Genomic DNA, 17,704 nt, shown 5'->3' with positions numbered 1-17,704 from the left:
AGAGCACCGAGGGGTTACGAGGCGGAGGCGTTCGCCAGGGCGAGGATCTGGTCGACCTGCTCGGGGCCGAAGTCGTCCCCGGCGATCATGCCGATCCGGCCGATCGGGAACGAGCCCATCATCTTCGCCATGTCCACACCCTCCGGCATGATCGACGACGCGCCCTCCATGGCCGAAGCCATCTGCGCCATGGCCTGCTGCACGATCGGCCCGGCGACAGGATGCGCGAACACTTCGGCAAGCGAGGACTCGCGGGTCAGCGCCACGACGACCGTGTCCCCGGCGACCTCGACGGTCGTGGAGGAGCGGATGTCGCGGCTGGAGGCGGCGACATCCACGGTGTACGCCCCGCCTTCGACGACCCAGCGGTCGGCGCGGGCGTTCCAGTACGCGAGATCGGCGCGGCGAACGGTGAGAAGCACCTCCCGGCTCTCGCCGGCCTCGAGCGCCACCAGCGCGAAGGCCTTGAGCTCGCGCTCGGGGCGAAGCACGGCCTCGGAGACCAGACCGGTGTACGCCTGGACGACCTCGCGACCGGCGCTGTCGCCCGTGTTGGTCACCGTCACGCGCACCTCGACATCACCGTCGGCGTTCACGGAGGCCGCCGCATCCCCGTACCCGAAGGTCGTGTACGAGAGTCCGTGCCCGAACGGGAAGGTCACGTCGATCTTGCGGGCGTCGTACCAGCGGTAGCCGACGAACAGCCCCTCGGCGTAGCGTACGTGACCGTCTTCGCCGGGGAAGTTGAGGTACGCCGGGGTGTCCTCCAAGCGCACCGGGATGGTCTCGGTGAGCTTGCCGGACGGGTTGATGTCGCCGTACAGCACATCGGCGATCGCGCCGCCGGCGGCCTGGCCGAGCAGCCAGCCTTCGAGGATCGCCGGCACCCGGTCGGCGAACGGGAGGGCGACGACGCCGCCGTTGGAGAGCACGACCACGGTGTTCGGGTTGACCTCGAGCACGGCGTCCAGCAGGTCGAGCTGCACGGCCGGCAGGTCGATGTGCTCGCGGTCGTAGCCTTCGGACTCGGCCGCGGCCGGCAGACCGAGGAACACGACCGCGACATCGTTCTTCGCTGCCAGGGCGACGGCGTCGGCCCGCAGCGCCGCAGCGTCGCCGCTGCCGTTGAGGGTGAAGCCCGGCGCCTGGAACACGAAGTCCTCGCCGGCCTTCGCAACGATCTCGTGCGCGACCACGTCGACACGGGTGGGGTTGATCATCGAGGATCCCGCACCCTGGTAGCGGGGCTGGTCGACGAAGGCACCGATCAGCGCCACCGACTTCTGGCCCTGGAGCGGGAGCAATCCGCCCTCGTTCTTGAGCAGGACGATCGAGCGCCCCGCCGCTTCGCGAGCAAGCGCGTGGTGCGCATCGACATCGAGCGGGCCGGAGACCCGCGGCGTGCTCTGCCAGCGCGTCGCGAGGGCGGCGATGCGGCCGGCCGAAGCATCCAGCAGGGCCTCATCGAGCGAGCCGTCACGGACGGCCGCGACGATCTGCGCGTCTGTGCGCCCGCCGCTGGACGGCATCTCGAGGTCCATGCCCGCGGCCAGGGCGGCGACCCGGTCGTTGACCGCACCCCAATCGGAGACGACGAGACCCTCGAAGCCCCACTCATCACGCAAGACGTGCGAGAGGAGGAACGGGTTCTCCGAAGCGAACACGCCGTTGACCCGGTTGTAGGAGCACATGACGGTGAACGGCTGGGCGTCCTGAACGACGCGCTGGAAACTCCGGAGGTAGATCTCGCGCAGCGGACGCGGGTCGATGTCGCTGGAGGACCGCATCCGGTCGCTCTCCTGATTGTTGGCCGCGAAGTGTTTCAGCGACGTGCCGACACCGGTCGACTGCGTGCCCTGCACGACGGCCGCGCCCATCACGCCGGAGACGATCGGATCCTCCGAGAAGTACTCGAAGTTCCGGCCGCACAGGGGCGAGCGCTTGATGTTGACGCCCGGGCCCAGGATGACGGCGACATCCTCGATGGACGACTCCACGCCGAGCGCCTCACCGACGCGGTGCGCCAGCTCTTCATCCCACGACGAGCCGAGCCCGACGGCAGGCGGGAAGCAGGTCGCCGGCACGCTGTCGCCGATGCCGAGGTGGTCGGCGCTGCCGCGCTGCTTGCGCAGACCGTGCGGACCGTCGGTGAGCATCACCGTGGGGATTCCGGCGCGTTCGACCCCCTTGGTCCACCAGAAGCTGGCGCCGCTGGTCAGCGAAGCCTTCTCTTCGAGCGTCAGGTCGGCGACGGATGCGGTGGCATCCGGGGTAGCGGTGTCGGTCATGGTGTTCAGCATCTTTCTTAGCGGAGTCGATTTTCTTGTCGGAGTCGATCAGACGGCGGTGAGTCGGGCGCGGTGCCCGAGGTGGAGGAACCAGACGGGGCGGCCGTAGTCCTGCCGCAGGAGCGGCCAGAACACCCACCACATCAGCAGGGCGGCGGCCACGCCCGCGGCGAGGCCGAAGACCGTGTCGGAGAGCCAGTGCGCATTGACGAGCGTGCGCTGCCAGACCATGCCGACCATCAGCACCGCCGCGATCACCCACCACGCTGTGCGCAGGAGCCGGCGGGAGGCGGGGATGAGGGCAGCGATACCGAAGACGAGCGCGCCCGCCGACACCGAGTGCCCGGACGGGAACGAGCCGTGGTCGACCAGGAACAGCGGGCCGAACAGTCCGTGTTCCGGGTCGGCGGCGGGGCGGGGGCGGTTGACCAGGTTCTTCATCACCTGGGAGAACAGCCCCGGCCCGACCAGCGTGATGCTCAGGAAGAAGAGCGCGGAACGCCACCGCCCCACGATGACCAGCACGGCGGGGATGACGACGACCGAGACCAGCGTTCCTGGGCCCTCACCGAGGTTCTGGAAGAACATCGGCACCGCGGTGCGGTACAGCGCGCTGTCTGGTGAGGCGCCGACGATCGTGCGCCACCAATCGTCGAGCGGCTGGGTGAACGGCACCCCACGGCCGATCATCACGAACACTCCCATGACGACGAATGCGGCGAGCAGCCCGAGCGACCACCACAGCATCTTCCGGGGCCGCGGAACCCGGAACGCTGCGCTCTGCACCTTCTGGCGCTGGTCGGTTCCGGCTGTCATCAGCGAACGGCTTTGATCGGCCAGACGGCGAAGGCGCCGAGGATGCTCAGGACGATGCCCACCGGGAAGAGCCCCGCGTAGCCGAGCGTGAGCACGATCGCTCCGGCCGCGGCCGGGGCGAGCGTCTGCGGAAGGGTCGCCGCGATGTTGACGACGCCGAGGTCTTTGGCGAACGATTTCGCGGAGGGGAGCACCTGGCTCATCAGCGCGGTGTCGACGGCCTGGAACATCCCGAAGCCGAGGCCGGAGACGAACGTCATGATCATCCAGGCCGGGAACGTCGGCGACACCCACGGGAAGACGAGCGCGAGGCCGGTCACGACCGAGGAGATGAAGACGAAGATCTTGCGTCGCCCGAGCTTGTCGGAGAGGGGCCCCGCGATGACGGTCGAGATCAGGATGCCGGCGAGGCTCAGCACACCGAGCAGCGGGATGACGTCTTCCGGCTGCTTGATGCCGAGGTAGTCGGTGAGGATGAACAGCTGGTACCCGGTCACCGCGAAGTACCCCGTGTAGAGCAAAAGCCGACCCGTGAACGCCCAGAAGAAGTCCGGGTGACGGCGCGGGCTCACCCAGAACGTCCGCAGGAAGTCGCCGAGCTTGAACGGTTCGACCGGCAGTTCTTTGCTGGAGTAGTCCGGGTTGAAGACGATGAACAGGGTCAGTGCGACGATCGAGAAGGCGGCGAAGAACAGGTACCCCACCGCGAGGCTGTTGAAGAACAGCGAGCCGATGATCTGACCGCCGAGGGCGCCGACCATCAGGCCGATCCCGGAGAGCGCGGCGAACGTGCCACGGCGGGAGAGCGGAACCCGGTCGGGCATGACCGCGCTCAGCGGGCCCTGCGCGAAGTTGTAGCAGACCTGCACGAGCACCCACGCGATCGCGATGCCAACGATGCTGTTGGCGAAGGCGAGGCCCACGAGGGAGAGCCCGCCGGCGAGCGCACCCAGGAAGATCCACGGCGCGCGGCGGCCGAAACGCGACCGGGTGCGATCGGAGAGCTGGCCTGCGATCGGCTGCGCGAGCATCGCGGCGAAGGCGCTGATCGTCATGACGATGGCCAGGTTGGCCACCTTGCGCACCGGGTCGGGGTCGATCAGTGTGACCTGGTGGGGTAGCAGGATGCCGGGCACGGCGCCCCAGATCAGGAAGACGCCGAGGTTGGCGGGGATGATCCAGCCCAGCAGTCGACGTACGCCTTTGATGGGTGTGGGCGGGTCTTCGTTTCCGGCGGCTTCTTCGACGAAGGCGACGTCGGCGGGCGCTAGGGGTTCTGACGGCGTTGTCATTGGGGGTCCTTCGGGTCGGGTAGGGAGCTCATCACTGAGCGATGCGGAAACTGTATGGCACTCGGTATTGAAAAGCAAGTGCTATTCGGTTTATGGTCGACACATGGCACAACGAGGTTCATATGCGAAAGGCATCGCCAAACGCGAAGAAATCCTCACGACGGCACTCGACGTGATCGCCCGTGAGGGCTATCGCGGTGCCTCCGTGAAAGAACTCGCCGACGCCGTCGGCCTGAGCCAGGCCGGCCTGCTGCACTACTTCGACAGCAAAGACGAGCTGTTCACAGAGATCCTGCGCAAACGCGACGACCTCGACCTCGAGACCTACCGGGCCCTACCCGACACCGATCCCATCCGGGTGTTCCTCCGGGTGATGCGCCACAACGCCGAGGTGCCCGGGCTGGTCGAGCTGTACACACGACTTGCGGCGGAAGCCAGCGACCACGCGCATCCCGCCCACAAGTTCTTCATCGAACGCCGTGCGGCCATGCACACCCTCTTCGATGACATGGTCGACGAGGGCAAAGCCGCGGGGCGCTACCCGAAAGACCTCGACACAGCCTCCTTCGGCACGGTGGTCAACGCCGTCGCCGACGGACTGCAGACGATGTGGCTGCAAGATCCCACCATCGACATGGCTTCCGAGATCGAGCGACTGCTCGTCGCCCTCGGAGTTCTCACACCCGAACGGAGCATCACCGCATGAGCATTCCCGCACCCGACGTCGAATCCGCCGACCCGACCCAGGACGGCCCGACCGTCACGATCGACGCCGGTCGCGTCCGCGGCGTGTGGCGCGACGCATCCGCCGCGTTCCTCGGCATCCCCTTCGCCGAACCGCCGGTCGGCCCACTGCGTTTCGAAGCACCCGTGCCGATCGCCGCCTGGGACGGCGTGCGGGATGCGACGAAGCTCGGCCCGACCCCACAGCGCAAGCAGCTCGCCGAGATCACGCTGATCCCTGAGCCGTCCATCCCGGGAGACTCGACCCTGAACGTCAATGTGTACACCCCCGCGCCGGGCAAGCCCGAAACGGCCCTGCCCGTGCTGGTCTACATCCATGGAGGCGGCTACACGGCCGGCTCCCCCGCGAGCCCCTGGTATGACGGACGCTCCTTCAACCGCGACGGTGTGGTGACGGTCTCTCTCTCCTACCGGCTCGGCTTCGACGGTTTCGGCTACATCGACGGCGCCCCGAGCAACCGCGGCGTGCGCGACTGGCTGCTCGCCCTCGACTGGGTGCAGCGCAACATCGCGGCCTTCGGCGGCGACCCCGCGCGGGTCACGATCGCGGGACAATCCGCCGGCGGCGGTGCCGTGCTGACTCTGCTCGGGATGCCCGCAGCCCAGCACCTCTTCCACTCGGCGTGGAGCCTCTCGGGCGCCGTCGGCGACGTGACAGAGGCGCGCGCGAAGACCTTCGCCGAGACTCTCGCGCGCCTCGCCGGCGTCGGGGCCACGCGCGACGGATTCGCCTCGCTGCCCGAGACGCGCATCCTCGAGCTGCAGGATGCGGCCTCCAACCCCGACAACCTCGACCCCATGGCCGGGGTCGCCGCCATGCTCGAGAACGGCCTCCCCTGGGGCCCGATGATCGACGGCGAGCTGCTCACGCAGCCGACTTTCGACTCGCTGCGCAGCGGTGTCGGCGGCGACAAGCCGCTCGTCCTCGGCGCCACCGACGACGAGTTCACGATGGCGACCGACGCCGCGAAGAACAAGCTGCGCTTCGTGCCGGCCTCCCTCGCGCTCGGCAAGCTGCTCACCGATAAGGGCCGCCGCAAGGCCTACCTCGCCGCCAACAAGGCGCAGCACCGCAAAGGCACCGCCGCCGTTCTCGGCCGGTTCATGACGGACAGCATGTTCCGCGCGCCGCTGGTGCGCGTCGCCGAGGCGCGCGGATCCCACCCGACCTGGGTGTACCGCTTCTCCTGGGCATCGCCGAAGTTCGGCTGGGCGGTGCACTGCCTCGACGTGCCGTTCTGGTTCGACTGCCTCGACTCGGAGAAGGTCGACCTCATCGCCGGCGACAACCCGCCGCAGTCGCTGGCCACCGAACTTCACGGTGCAGCGGTCTCGCTCGTGGTCGAAGGCACGCCGGGCTGGCGCGCCTGGTCGGATGCGCCGGGTGCGACCCGGGTCTTCGGTGGCGGAGGCTCCGCACCGGAGGTCCTGCCCGACGGCCTCGCGGAGGTGCGCGCCCTGGTCTGAGGCCGGCTCCCGGCACAGAGGCAGGCCGGCGGACTCCTGTCCGCCGGCCTGCCTCTGCCGCGCTACCGTTGCTGCACGGTTCAGGCGATGGCGCGCTTCGTTCGCGGGATGAAGAGCACGATGATCGCGGCGCACAGCGACGCCACCGCGCAGATCACGAACAGGATGCGGTACGCCGAGAGCGACGGGATCGCAACCGCGCCGAGAAGCACGGTGTTGGCCGCCAGGATGCTCGCACCGATCGCTGCGGCGAGCGAGCTTCCCAGGCTGCGGAAAAGCGAGTTGAGACCGTTGGCGGCGGCGATCTCCGATGGCGGCGTGTGCGCGTTGATCAAAGACGGGATGGCGGCGTAGCCGATCCCCGTTCCGATGCCGATAATGGCCGAGCCGATGATGACCTCGGTGAGCGACCCGACTGCGAAGATGCGGTAGACCCATCCGGCGGCGACGACGAGAGCGCCGAGCGACAGCGTGAACGATGGCCCCCAGGCCGTGATCAGACGCGCGGTGAGGGGAGAGACGATCAGCATGGCGATGCCGCTGGGCAGCATCGTGAGGCCACCGACGACGACGGAGGCCCCGAACCCGTATCCGGCGATCGCCGGCGTCTCGACGAACGAGGCCGTTCCGATCATCGACGCGAACAGGGCGAATCCGAACAGCACCGACGCGACATTCGTCAGAAGGATCGGGGGCGGCGCAGCGCGCGGATGTCCACCAGCGGTTGCTTGAACCGCAGTTGAACGAGGGCGAAGACGACGAAGACGACGGCGGCGACGATCAGCAGGCCGATGGTCTTGACATCACCCCATCCCCAGGTCGAGCTCTCTTCGAGCGGCAGCAGCAGCGCAACGAGACCGATGGCGAGCAGCACCGACCCGACGATGTCGACGCGGCCGCCTTCGCGGTGGTGCGATTCCGGCACGAAGAGCAGGATGCCGAGGAACGAGATCAGGCCGACGACGCCGGTGATCCAGAACAGCACGTGGAAGTTCGAGTGCTCGACGATCAGTCCGGCGAACGGCAGTCCGAGCGCGCCCCCGACGCCGAGCATCGCACTGATGAGCGCGATGGAGGACGCCACGCGCTTCTTCGGCATGATCGTGGCCAGCAGGCTGATCCCCAGCGGGATGGCAGCCGAGCCGATGCCTTGGATCGCCCGCGCCACGATGAGCCAGACGATGTCGTTCATCAGCGCCGCCATGACCGAACCCAGAACGAGCGCACCGATGGCGACGAGCAACAGGAGCCGTTTGCCGAACATGTCGCCGAGCCGGCCCATGATCGGAACGGCCACCGCGGCCACCAGGAGCGTCGAGGTCAGCAGCCAGCTGACGTTCGCGGCGGAGGTGTTCAGCTCTTTCGGCAGCGTGCCGAGCACCGGGATGAGCACCGTCTGCGAGAGCGAGACGACCAGTGCACCCACGCCGACCAGCACCAGATTGACGGTCGCCCGCCCGCCGCCGGCCGAGCGGATGGCGCTGTCTTCGGGTTCGGCGCCGGGCGCCTCGACTGCTTCTCGGGTCGTCACAGGGTTCCTCGTCTTCAGTTTCGCGAAAGTCGATTGACACTCTATGTCATTACTGACACACAGTGCCAATCGCGGCACTCTGGTCTAGGCTGAAGGCGTGACTTCGACGACGACGGACACCGCCCTCCGCGACGTCACACGTCTCGCGGTGCGGAACGAGGTGCTCCGCCAGGCCTGGGAGCTCTTCGCCACCCAGGGCTTCGAGTCGACGACGATCGAGCAGGTCGCCGAAGCATCCGGGATGTCACGCCGCACGTTCTTCCGCTACTTCACCGGCAAAGACGACCTCCTCCTGAGTCGCCTCGTGGAATCCGGGGATCGCCTGGTGGAATCGCTGCATCGACAGCCGCCGGAGCGCACAGCCTGGGACGCCCTCCGAGCCGCCTTCCAGGTTTTCGTGAAGCTCCAGGAGACGAACCAGGAACGGTCGCGTCGACTGCAATTGATGCTTCGTGACGAAGCGGGCGTTCAGGCAAGCATCGAAGACCGTCGCCGCCGATGGGTGGCGAACCTCGCACCCCTCATCGAGAAGCGCCTGCACTCCTCGACCGGCTCAGACGCGCCGAGCCTGACAGCCATCGCGATCGTCGGAGCGGCCCTCACGAGCATGGAAGCGGCTTCGCTCCACTGGGCCGAGAATCCCGGCTCCGACCTGAGCGCCCTCGTGGACGAGGCGATGAACGCCGTGCATCCGCTCGGGCCGGCCGCCGGTCATGTGACCGGCGACTGAGCCTTCCCTCGTCTCAGAACGCATCCGGCCGGGTGAACGTCGTCGGCACCGCCTCGGTCTGCGGATCGATGTGCGAGCGGATGAGCGGCAGCGTGCGAGAGATCGACACCTGGATGCGCTCCTTCAGATCGTCCGAGGTGATCTCGTAATTCTCGAAGTCGCGCTCGCTCCCGTAGATGCCGAGCGGCAGAGTGAGCGACTGGAAGAACCCGAACAGCGGACGCATCTGGTGCTCCACCAGCAGGGCGTGACGTTCGCTGCCGCCGGTCGCTGTCAGCACGATCGGCTTGTCCACCAGCGAGTACTGCCCGACGTGGTCGAAGAACAACTTGAACAGTCCCGTGTATGTCGCACGGTACGCGGGCGACCCGACCACGACGATGTCGGCCGCCTCCACCGTCTCCAGCGCGGCCTGAACGTTGGCCCCCAGCTGCGTACGGAAGGGGCCCGCCCCGAGTTCGCCGAGCAGCGGCGCCAGCTCGATCACGGTCGGCGTGCCGCCGACCGCCTCGGCGAACGCCTCGGTCACACCGCGCACCAGTGTCGTCGTGCGGGATGGATGCGTGGGGCTGCCGCTCACGCCGACGATCGAAAGCGCCGAACCCGTCACGAGAACGACCCCGCATTCGCTGCGTCGAGGAGCAGCGGCTCGAGAGGTTCGTGCAGATTCGCACCGCCCCGGTACCGCGCGCCGATGTGCCGATCGGGCAAGCGGCTGTTGCCGGCGCCGAACAGCCGCTCACGCAGAGTCGCCGACCGTTCTCCCTCGGCCGGGAGCCGTCCTCGCTTGCGCAGCTCGGGAACCACGAGTTCGGCGAAGTCGCGTGCCGTGTCGAACGAATGGTACTGGCGCAGGTTGATGCCGTCGAGCCCGTCCTCGTCGAGCCAGCGCTCGATCGCGTCGGCCACGACGGTCGGCGTACCGACCACCAGGAACCGGTCTTCCCTCGACCCGGAGACGAAGTCGAGCGCTTCACCCACGGTGCGGTCGAGCGGCAGGAACGGCACGCGCTCCTGCGGCACCCCCGCGCGGTTCAGCGCCTCACGAACGGTGAGGTCGCGCGGGAACGCGGTGAGGTCGACGGGCAGACTCGCGTGGGCGAGGATCCCGTCGATGCTGGCGTGCTGCTGGTAGAGGCGCCACTTGTCGGCCGCCTCCTCTTCGGTGCGCCCGACGATCACGCCCGCCATTGCGATGAACTTGATGTCGTCCGCCTGCCGGCCGTGGCGCACCGCGGCCTCGCTCATGTTCGACGCGTTCCTCCGGAACTCCTCCGTCGTGCGGCCACCGGTGAAGACGACCTCGGCGTGACGACCGGCGAACTCGATGCCGGCCGGCGACCCGGTGGCCTGGAAGATCACCGGTGTGCGTTGGGGAGACGGGTGCACGATGTGCGGCCCGGCGACCCGGTGGCGCTCCCCCACGTGGTCGATGTAGCGCACTTTCGCCGGATCGGTGAAGATCCCGCGCTCGCGGTCGGCGACGACCGCGTCGTCATCCCACGATCCCTCCCAGAGCTTGTAGAGCACATCCAGGTACTCGTCGGCGTAGCGGTAGCGCAGATCGTGCGGGATCTCGCCGTCGAGGCCGAAGTTGCGGGCGGCGTTCGGCAGATACGAGGTGACGACGTTCCAGCCGACACGCCCTTTAGTGAGATGGTCGAGCGTCGACATGCGGCGCGCGAAGGCGAACGGCGGCTCGTAGGTCGTGGAGAAGGTGACACCGAAACCGAGACGCTCGGTGACCGCCGCCATAGCGGGGATCACGAGCAGCGGGTCGAGGTTCGGACTCTGCAGGCCTTCGCGCAGTGCCGTCTCCGGTCCATCGCGGAAGACGTCGTACGCGCCGATCACATCGGCGAGGAAGATGCCGTCGAATCCTCCGTGCTCGAGGATCTGGGCGAGTTCGAGCCAGTAGTCGATATCGGCGAACCGTTCCCGGTTGTTTCCGGGCAGGGGCCAGAGACCGTGCGTGATGTGACTCACGCACGCCATCTCGAACAGGTTGACGAAGAGCTGCTTGCGTTCTGCCATCTCAGGCCCCTTCCGGCGCGAGGGCCGTGGCCGACTCGGTGAAGGCTCCACGGTACCGCGCCGCGGGGTGACGGTCGTTGAGCAGGGGCTCACCGAACAGCTTCTGCCGCAGCGGTCCCTCCGCGTACTCGGTCTGCGCGAGGCCGCGTTCCCGCAGCACGGGGAGAACTTTGTCGGCGAACTCCTGGAACGAGCCGGGGATCACCCAATTGATCACGTTGATGCCGTCGACGCCCGCCTGCTGCCACTCGACGAGCGCATCCGCGATCTGCTCGGGGGTGCCGACGACGCGGGTCTGCCGCGAGATCACCAGGGCGACATCCCGGATGGTCGGCTCGCGGTCGGTGATCGCCTTCCGCACCCACTCGCTGAAACCGCGCATCGTGTCGGTCTGCACCTCGTTGAGAGGGGTGTCCGGGTCGTAGGCGCGGCCGTCCTGATCGACGAGGGCACTGTGGGCGAGGTAGCCGTCGATGCTGACGTACTTCTCGTACTCGGCCGCTTTGGCCTGCGCCTCCTCCTCGGTGTCGCCGATGACGAAGCTGAGCCCTTGGTAGAAGGTGATGTCGTCTTCCCGCCGACCGGCCTCGACCGCGAGACGCCGGGTCTCCTCGATCTGCTGCTTCGCGACGGCGGGCGACGGGGCGATGATGAAGGTCGCCTCCGCGTTGCGGGCGGCGAACGCGCGACCGGATCCGGATGACCCCGCCTGGTAGAGCACCGGGGTGCGCTGCGGCGAGGGCGACGGCAGGTGCGGGCCCTGCACGGTGTAGCGGGGGCCGACGTGGTCGATGGTGTGGATCTTCGAAGAGTCGGAGTAGAGGCCGCGCTCGCGATCCTTCAGCAGCGCGCCGTCATCCCACGACCCCTCCCAGAGCTTGTAGGCGACGTCGACGTATTCCTCCGCCCAGGCGTAACGCTCGGCGTGGTCGACGAGTCGCGGCAGCCCGAAGTTGCGTGCGCCGTTGTCCTGGGTGCCGGTGACGATGTTCCACGCCACCCGGCCCTTGGAGATGTGGTCGAGGGTGGAGATCTGGCGGGCGAAGTTGAACGGGTGGTTCTGCACGACATTCGAGGTGAGTGCCAGTCCGAGGTGCTCGGTGTGCGTGGCGATCGCCGCGACCAGGGTGATCGGATCGTGGCTCGGGATCTGCAGCCCCTCCCGGATGTACACATCGAAGTCGGCGTCGGCGTCGCCGTACACCCCGCTGACGTCGGCGAGGAAGATCGCGTCGAACTTCGCCGCTTCGAGGAGCTTGGCGAGAGAGATCCAGAGGTCGATGTCTTCGAAGTCGACCTGGCCGGCGTCCGGCCGGCGCCACTGACCGTGGTGGATGTGCGAGTTGGTGTGCATCACGAACGCGTTGAAGCGCAGAGGGCGGGGCATGGGGGTTCCTATCGGTTCGTCGGGTTCGTCGAAGTCGGGGTCAGCTCGAGGTCGGCGCAGCGAAAGAGGCCGGGTCGAACTCGGGGATCGCCGCGATCAGGTCGCGGGTGTACGGATGCTGCGGGCGCACGAAGATGTCGTCGGGCGTTCCCTGCTCGACGACCACGCCGTCTTTCATCACCAACACGCGATCGCTCAGGTGACTGATCACGCCGAGGTCGTGGGAGATGAAGAGGTAGGCGACGCCGGACTCCCGCTGCAGCTCGACGAGAAGGTCGAGGATCTGCGCCTGGATCGTGACGTCGAGCGCCGAGACAGCCTCGTCGAGCACGATCACGGCTGGCCGCGGACCGAGAGCGCGCGCGATCGCGACGCGCTGCCGTTGGCCCCCGGAAAGCTTGAGCGGGAACCGCGGGAGCACTTCCGGCGTCAGGCCGACCTGCCGCACCAGCTCCTGCACGCGCGCCGCGCGAGCGGCGGCGGTCGCAAACGGTTCGCCCCGAAGTGCGTCGAGCAGGATGCGCTCGACGTTCCAGCGCGGGTCGAACGAGCTCAGCGGGTCCTGGTACACGACCGAGATGCGGCGCCGGAGTCTGCGCCGCCGGCGCTCCGCCAGCGGCGCCCACGGTTCGCCGAGCAGCCGCACGCTTCCGCCGTCGACCTTCTCGAGGCCGAGGGCGAGTCTGGCGGTGGTGCTCTTGCCCGATCCGGACTCACCGACGATGCCGAGCGTCTCCCCCGCCTTCAGCGAGAACGACACGTGGTCGACCGCGCGGGTGACAGTGCCGTCGGCCGTGTGGAACCGTTTGACGAGGTCGGTCGCCTCGAGCACCACGGTGCCGGCGGCCGGACCGGCGCCGGCCTGTTCGGTGCCGGTCTGTTCTGTGCCGGTTCGTTCCGCACCGGTCGTCGTCGAGCCGGGCTGTTCGGCGCCCACGGTCAGCGGCCTGCCGCGGGTCGCCTCGCCCGGCACCGCCGCGATGAGCGCACGCGTGTACTCGTGCTGCGGCGCCCCGAGAACCTCGGCGATGGTGCCGGATTCGAGCACCTCACCCCCGCGCATGACCAGGATCTGGTCGGCGAGCCGGGCGACGACCGAGAGGTCGTGGCTGATCAGGATGATCGAGGCACCGCGGGTCTTCATCGTCTCGAGCTGGGCGAGCACCTGGGCCTGCACTGTCACATCGAGCGCCGTGGTCGGCTCGTCGGCGATCACGATATCGGGGTCGAGCGCGATGGCCGAGGCGATCAGGGCACGCTGCCGCAGGCCGCCGGAGAGCTGATCCGGTCGCTGGCGGGCGCGCAGCCGCGGGAACGGAACACCGACCCGCTCCAGCAGCTCGACGACCCGCTTCGTGCGCGCCGCGCGGTCGCCCCAGTTGTGCACCGCGAGTGCTTCGGCGATCTCCCGGCCGACCGGGCGCAGCGGGTCGAGCGACACCAGTGCGTCCTGCAGCACGAAGCCGATGTCGCGACCCCGGATGCGCCGCCACTGCCGGTCGGTGAACGACCGCACATCCGCGTGGTGGATCTCGAGGGTGTCGGCCTCGACGATCGCGTTCCGGCCGGTGAGCCCGACCAGGGAGCGGGCGGTCACGCTCTTGCCCGAACCCGACTCGCCCACGATCGCCACGCATTCGCCGGGCAGGAGGTCGAACGAGACGCCCGACACCACATCGCGACGCACGCCGTCGACGCGGAACGCCGCGCGCAGGTTGCGCACACGCATCCGGACCGCCGGCCAGTCGAGCTCGGCGACCGGATCGTTCTCGGTCTGTGTGACGCTCATCAGCGCTCGCCCTTCTCCAGGTGGTTCTGCACGTGCCGGCCGATCGTCGTGGCCGCGAGCGCCACCGCCACGATGACCAGCCCGGGGATGACGACGAGCCACCAGGCAGTGGTGATGTACTGGCGGCCGGCGTCGAGCAGCGCACCCCACTCCGACGCCGGCGGCGCGACGCCGAGACCGAGGAACGACAGGCTCGATGCCCACACGATCGACTGCCCCACCGAGAGCGCGAACACGGCGACCAGCGGCCGCAGGGCGTTCGGGAGGATGTGCGAGCGGATGATGCGGGAACGGGAGTGCCCCAAGGCGGTCGCCGCCTCCACATAGCCGGAGTTCTTGGCTGTGAGGATCTGGCCGCGGATCATGCGCGCATACCCCGGCGCCGTTCCGAGCCCGACCGCGAACACCTCGGTCGCCGCAGACGGCCCCGCGATCGCGATCAGCAGCAGCGCAAGCAGCAGTGCCGGAAACGTGAACATGATCTCGACGAACCGGTCGACGATCACCGCGGCCGGTTTCACGCCGAGCGCCGCGATCGTGCCGAGCACGAGGGCGATGACGATGCCGACGGCGGCGGCACCCAGGCCGATCAGCAACGACTGGCCGGCGCCCCAGACCACACGCGTGTAGAGGTCGCGACCGGATTCGTCGGTGCCGAACAGGTGGGCGAGCGACGGCGGCTGCAAGGCGGCGCCGTAGTCGATGGCGGTCGGCGCGTGAACCGTGAGCACCTGGGGCGCGAGAGCCGCGACCGTGAGCAGCAGGGCGAACACGACGGCGACGTAGAGCCCCCACGGGCGGCGGGCGAGAGCCGTGGCGGTCGAGCGGCCGACAGGGGGACGGGTGTCGAGAGCGGTCATGAGACATCCAAGCGGGGGTCGATGAGGGTGTAGACGATGTCGACGAGCAGATTCGCCACGACGTAGACCACGGCGACCAGGGTGACGATGCCCACCACGACCGGCAGGTCCTGGTTGTTCACCGCCGACACGAGAACGGAGCCGATGCCGGGCCGGGAGAAGATCGACTCCACGATGACCGCGCCCGACAGAGTGGCACCAAGCGCCCACCCCGAGAGCGTCACGGCCGGGATGACCGCGTGGCGCAGCACGTGCTTCAGCCGGATGCCCCACTCGCCGAGCCCGCGCATCCGGGCCGACACCACGAACGGCTGCTCCAGCGCGCGCTCGAACTCCGCCCGTGTGCTCTGCGCCATGAACCCGGCCAGCGGGATGGCGAGCGTCAGTGCGGGCAGCACGAGCCCGTTCACCGTCGTGCCGCTGATGATCGGGAACCAGCGCAACCCGAGGCCGAATACGAGCAGCAGGATGATCCCGAGCCAGTAGGCGGGAAGCCCGGCGGCGAACACATCGATCACCGATCCGGCGGCCCGGCTCCGCGGTCCGCGCCCGGCGGTGAGCGTGACCCAGACCACCATCAGCACCCACGCGAACAGGATGGCCGTCACCGACAGGGCGACGGTGGCCCCGAGCTGCTCGCCGATGATCGCGGTGACCGGGCGGAACTGCTGGTACGACGTGCCGAAGTCGCCGACCACGAGCCCGCGCAGGTAGTCGAGGTATTGCACGATCACCGGCCGGTGCAGTCCGTACTGCTCGTTGATCTGCGCCAGTTCAGCGGGCGTGCGCTGTTGCGCCTGTCCGGCCCGGATGTTCAGGATGGCCGTCGCGCGGTCTCCCGGCAGCGCGAGCTGAGCGAAGAACGCGACGGTCGCGGCGCCCCAAAGCACCACCACGGCCGAGAGCACCTTGAGTGCGATCTGCCGGAGGACGCTGCGGGTGCGCCGGGGACGCCGGGGCTCGGACTCGATGGGAGTCCGGGCCCCGCCGACCGGGGAGGGCGCCGCGCTACTTGGTGAAGTAAGCGTCATAGAACGTCGGTCCTCCCTGTGCGTGCTCCTGCCACACGCCCTTCAGGGTCGGCGAGACGGCGAGCGTGCTGAGCCGGTCGTAGACCCCGATCGAGAGCGCATGCTCGGCGATGTAGTCCTGCGCCTTCTCGTAGGCCGCGTTCTGGGCGGCGACGTCGGAGGCCGAGTTGCCCTCGAGGATGTACTTCTCCAGGGTCGGGTCGTTGTAGAACGCGCTATTGGCGTAGTTCGGGTCTTCCGGCGTCGACGGACGCCAGTTGATGTAGAGGATGCCGGCCGTGACGGCCGTCCAGTAGCCGACGCTCAGGTCGTGGTCGTCGGGGGTGGAGTATTTGCCGGCGAAGAACTCGCTCTGCGGCACCGGCACGAGCTCCACGTCGAAGCCGGTCTTCGACGCCTGCTCCTTCACGCCTTGCAGGATCGCGGCGCCGTCGGCGTTGATGATCGACCCGGCTCCGTAGGGCAGGATCACCGACAGCGTCTTGCCGTCTTTGACCCGGATGCCCTCGTCGTTCTTCTTCGACCAGCCCGCCGCATCCAGCAGGGCGTTCGCCTTGGCGGTGTCGAGGCTGTACCAATCCGCGGCCTTCGTGCTGTAGCCCGGGGTCGCCTGGCTCACACCGCCGTTGCCCTCGACCGGGATCACACCGCGGCCGATGGTGTCGACGATCTGCTTGCGGTCGAGGCTGTAGGCGAACGCCTGACGCACCTTCTCGTCGGTGAACGGACCCTTCTGCGTGTTGAAGGAGATCTGCTGCGGCCGGCCGGGCGTCACGTACTTCTCGAGTTGGTATCCGCCCGACTTCAGCGTGTTCCACTGAATGGCGGGCACATCGTAGATCGCGTTGACCTGGCCGGACTGCAAGGCCGCGACGCGGGTGGTCGGGTCGGCGACGAACTTCCAGTCGATCTCGTCGACATAGGCGGGGCCGGTGTGCTTGGCGTTCGCCGGCGGTGAGGTGTATCCGTTGTTGCGGGTGAGCACGATGTCTTGCCCGCGGTTCCACTTCTTCACCACGAACGCGCCCGAACCGATCGGCGCCTCGCAGTTCTGCTCTTTCGTGCGGGTCTCCAGCGCATGCTGGGACTGGATGCCGAAATAGCCCTGGGTGAGGTTGTCGGCCAGGCGCGGGTACGGCTTCGACAGGTTCACCTGCAGGGTCTGGTCGTCGACCGCCGTCGCCGACTTGTAGTAGCCGCCGAGCCAGACAGCCGCCGTGCTGTTGCCGCCCTTGACCCAGTAGTCGAAGTTGTAGGCGACGACACCGGCTGTGAGCGGGGTACCGTCGGTGAACTTCACGCCCTTCTTGAGCGTGAAGGTCCAGGTGAGGCCGTCGGCCGACTGCTTCCACGCGGTGGCCAGCCAGGGCACGACGGTGTGGTTCGCGTCGAGCGAGGTGAGATTGTCGAGCACCTGGTACGAGAGGTAGGCCTGCTCGATCCAGCCGCCGAACACGCAGGCCGGCTCCTGCTGGTGGGCGTAGACGATCGTGCCGCCCTCGACACGCTGACCGGTGCCGGACGAGGGGGCGGAGCCGCCGGCGCACGCGGTCAAGGCCAGGGCACTGGCGAGCACGAGGGCCGACGCGGCAAGGGCGGTACGGAGGGAGCGCGAACGCATGCTGAGACTCCTGGATTCGGGGGTTGGGTGAGTGCAGCAACGCTAAAGGGAACACTCCCCCCGTGTCGCAAGACCCGAGACGGAAAACTCAACACGGCGTCATGTGCAGACATG

General features: G+C 68.3%; 15 protein-coding genes. 3 read left to right on the top strand and 12 right to left on the bottom strand.

Features of this window, described 5'->3' with window-relative positions; translation table 11 throughout:
• Window positions 1–14: 14 nt before the first annotated feature.
• The 3 genes from K5L49_RS13880 to K5L49_RS13870 are packed head-to-tail and all read right to left on the bottom strand — an operon-like array spanning window position 15 to window position 4,396.
• On the bottom strand, window positions 15–2,288 hold the full coding sequence (locus K5L49_RS13880; protein ID WP_223693622.1) for a glycoside hydrolase family 3 C-terminal domain-containing protein: 2,274 nt from the start codon (window positions 2,286–2,288) through the stop codon (window positions 15–17).
• Between the two features lie 48 nt (window positions 2,289–2,336).
• The gene (locus tag K5L49_RS13875; protein ID WP_223693621.1) at window positions 2,337–3,104 is read right to left on the bottom strand and encodes a phosphatase PAP2 family protein; all 768 of its coding nucleotides are present in this window, start codon (window positions 3,102–3,104) and stop codon (window positions 2,337–2,339) included.
• On the bottom strand, window positions 3,104–4,396 hold the full coding sequence (locus tag K5L49_RS13870; RefSeq protein ID WP_223693619.1) for an MFS transporter: 1,293 nt from the start codon (window positions 4,394–4,396) through the stop codon (window positions 3,104–3,106). Before K5L49_RS13870 ends, K5L49_RS13875 begins: the two co-directional genes overlap by 1 nt.
• Before the next feature lie 103 nt (window positions 4,397–4,499).
• Between K5L49_RS13870 and K5L49_RS13865 the strand changes: the two genes are divergently transcribed.
• A complete protein-coding gene (locus tag K5L49_RS13865; RefSeq protein WP_223693618.1) occupies window positions 4,500–5,102 on the top strand; it encodes a TetR/AcrR family transcriptional regulator in 603 nt (200 codons plus the stop codon).
• Window positions 5,099–6,607 carry a carboxylesterase/lipase family protein gene (locus K5L49_RS13860; protein ID WP_223693616.1) on the top strand — a complete coding sequence of 503 codons (1,509 nt, stop codon included), beginning with the start codon at window positions 5,099–5,101 and terminating at the stop codon, window positions 6,605–6,607. The genes K5L49_RS13865 and K5L49_RS13860 overlap by 4 nt, the downstream gene beginning before the upstream one ends.
• An 80-nt stretch (window positions 6,608–6,687) precedes the next feature.
• On the opposite strand, the gene K5L49_RS13855 is transcribed toward K5L49_RS13860, so the two are convergent.
• A complete protein-coding gene (locus tag K5L49_RS13855; RefSeq protein WP_223693614.1) occupies window positions 6,688–7,272 on the bottom strand; it encodes an MFS transporter in 585 nt (194 codons plus the stop codon).
• 14 nt (window positions 7,273–7,286) lie between these two features.
• On the bottom strand, window positions 7,287–8,138 hold the full coding sequence (locus tag K5L49_RS13850) for an MFS transporter (protein WP_223693612.1): 852 nt from the start codon (window positions 8,136–8,138) through the stop codon (window positions 7,287–7,289).
• A 97-nt stretch (window positions 8,139–8,235) separates the two neighbouring features.
• On the opposite strand from K5L49_RS13850, the gene K5L49_RS13845 reads away from it, so the two are divergent.
• Window positions 8,236–8,868 carry a TetR family transcriptional regulator gene (locus K5L49_RS13845; RefSeq protein ID WP_223693610.1) on the top strand — a complete coding sequence of 211 codons (633 nt, stop codon included), beginning with the start codon at window positions 8,236–8,238 and terminating at the stop codon, window positions 8,866–8,868.
• A 13-nt stretch (window positions 8,869–8,881) separates the two neighbouring features.
• Here K5L49_RS13845 and msuE read toward each other — a convergent pair whose 3' ends face one another.
• The 7 genes from msuE to K5L49_RS13810 are packed head-to-tail and all read right to left on the bottom strand — an operon-like array spanning window position 8,882 to window position 17,590.
• Window positions 8,882–9,448, bottom strand: a complete 567-nt coding sequence (gene msuE / locus K5L49_RS13840) for an FMN reductase (RefSeq protein ID WP_223693608.1) — start codon at window positions 9,446–9,448, stop codon at window positions 8,882–8,884.
• Between the two features lie 26 nt (window positions 9,449–9,474).
• A complete protein-coding gene (locus tag K5L49_RS13835; protein ID WP_223693605.1) occupies window positions 9,475–10,902 on the bottom strand; it encodes an LLM class flavin-dependent oxidoreductase in 1,428 nt (475 codons plus the stop codon).
• A 1-nt stretch (window position 10,903) separates the two neighbouring features.
• Window positions 10,904–12,289 (bottom strand): LLM class flavin-dependent oxidoreductase, encoded by a 1,386-nt coding sequence (locus tag K5L49_RS13830; RefSeq protein ID WP_223693604.1) that lies wholly within the window; start codon window positions 12,287–12,289, stop codon window positions 10,904–10,906.
• Window positions 12,290–12,329: 40 nt separating this feature from the next.
• Window positions 12,330–14,078 (bottom strand): dipeptide ABC transporter ATP-binding protein, encoded by a 1,749-nt coding sequence (locus K5L49_RS13825; protein WP_223693602.1) that lies wholly within the window; start codon window positions 14,076–14,078, stop codon window positions 12,330–12,332.
• On the bottom strand, window positions 14,078–14,938 hold the full coding sequence (locus K5L49_RS13820; protein WP_223693600.1) for an ABC transporter permease: 861 nt from the start codon (window positions 14,936–14,938) through the stop codon (window positions 14,078–14,080). Before K5L49_RS13820 ends, K5L49_RS13825 begins: the two co-directional genes overlap by 1 nt.
• Window positions 14,935–15,969, bottom strand: a complete 1,035-nt coding sequence (locus K5L49_RS13815; protein WP_223693599.1) for an ABC transporter permease — start codon at window positions 15,967–15,969, stop codon at window positions 14,935–14,937. Before K5L49_RS13815 ends, K5L49_RS13820 begins: the two co-directional genes overlap by 4 nt.
• Window positions 15,947–17,590 (bottom strand): ABC transporter substrate-binding protein, encoded by a 1,644-nt coding sequence (locus K5L49_RS13810; RefSeq protein ID WP_223693597.1) that lies wholly within the window; start codon window positions 17,588–17,590, stop codon window positions 15,947–15,949. Before K5L49_RS13810 ends, K5L49_RS13815 begins: the two co-directional genes overlap by 23 nt.
• Between the last annotated feature and the right edge of the window lie 114 nt (window positions 17,591–17,704).

The organism is Leifsonia poae (genome assembly GCF_020009625.1).
GTDB lineage: Bacteria > Actinomycetota > Actinomycetes > Actinomycetales > Microbacteriaceae > Leifsonia > Leifsonia poae_A.
The sequence above is the reverse complement of the archived record's forward strand: the minus strand, read 5'-3'. Positions and strand labels throughout refer to the sequence as shown.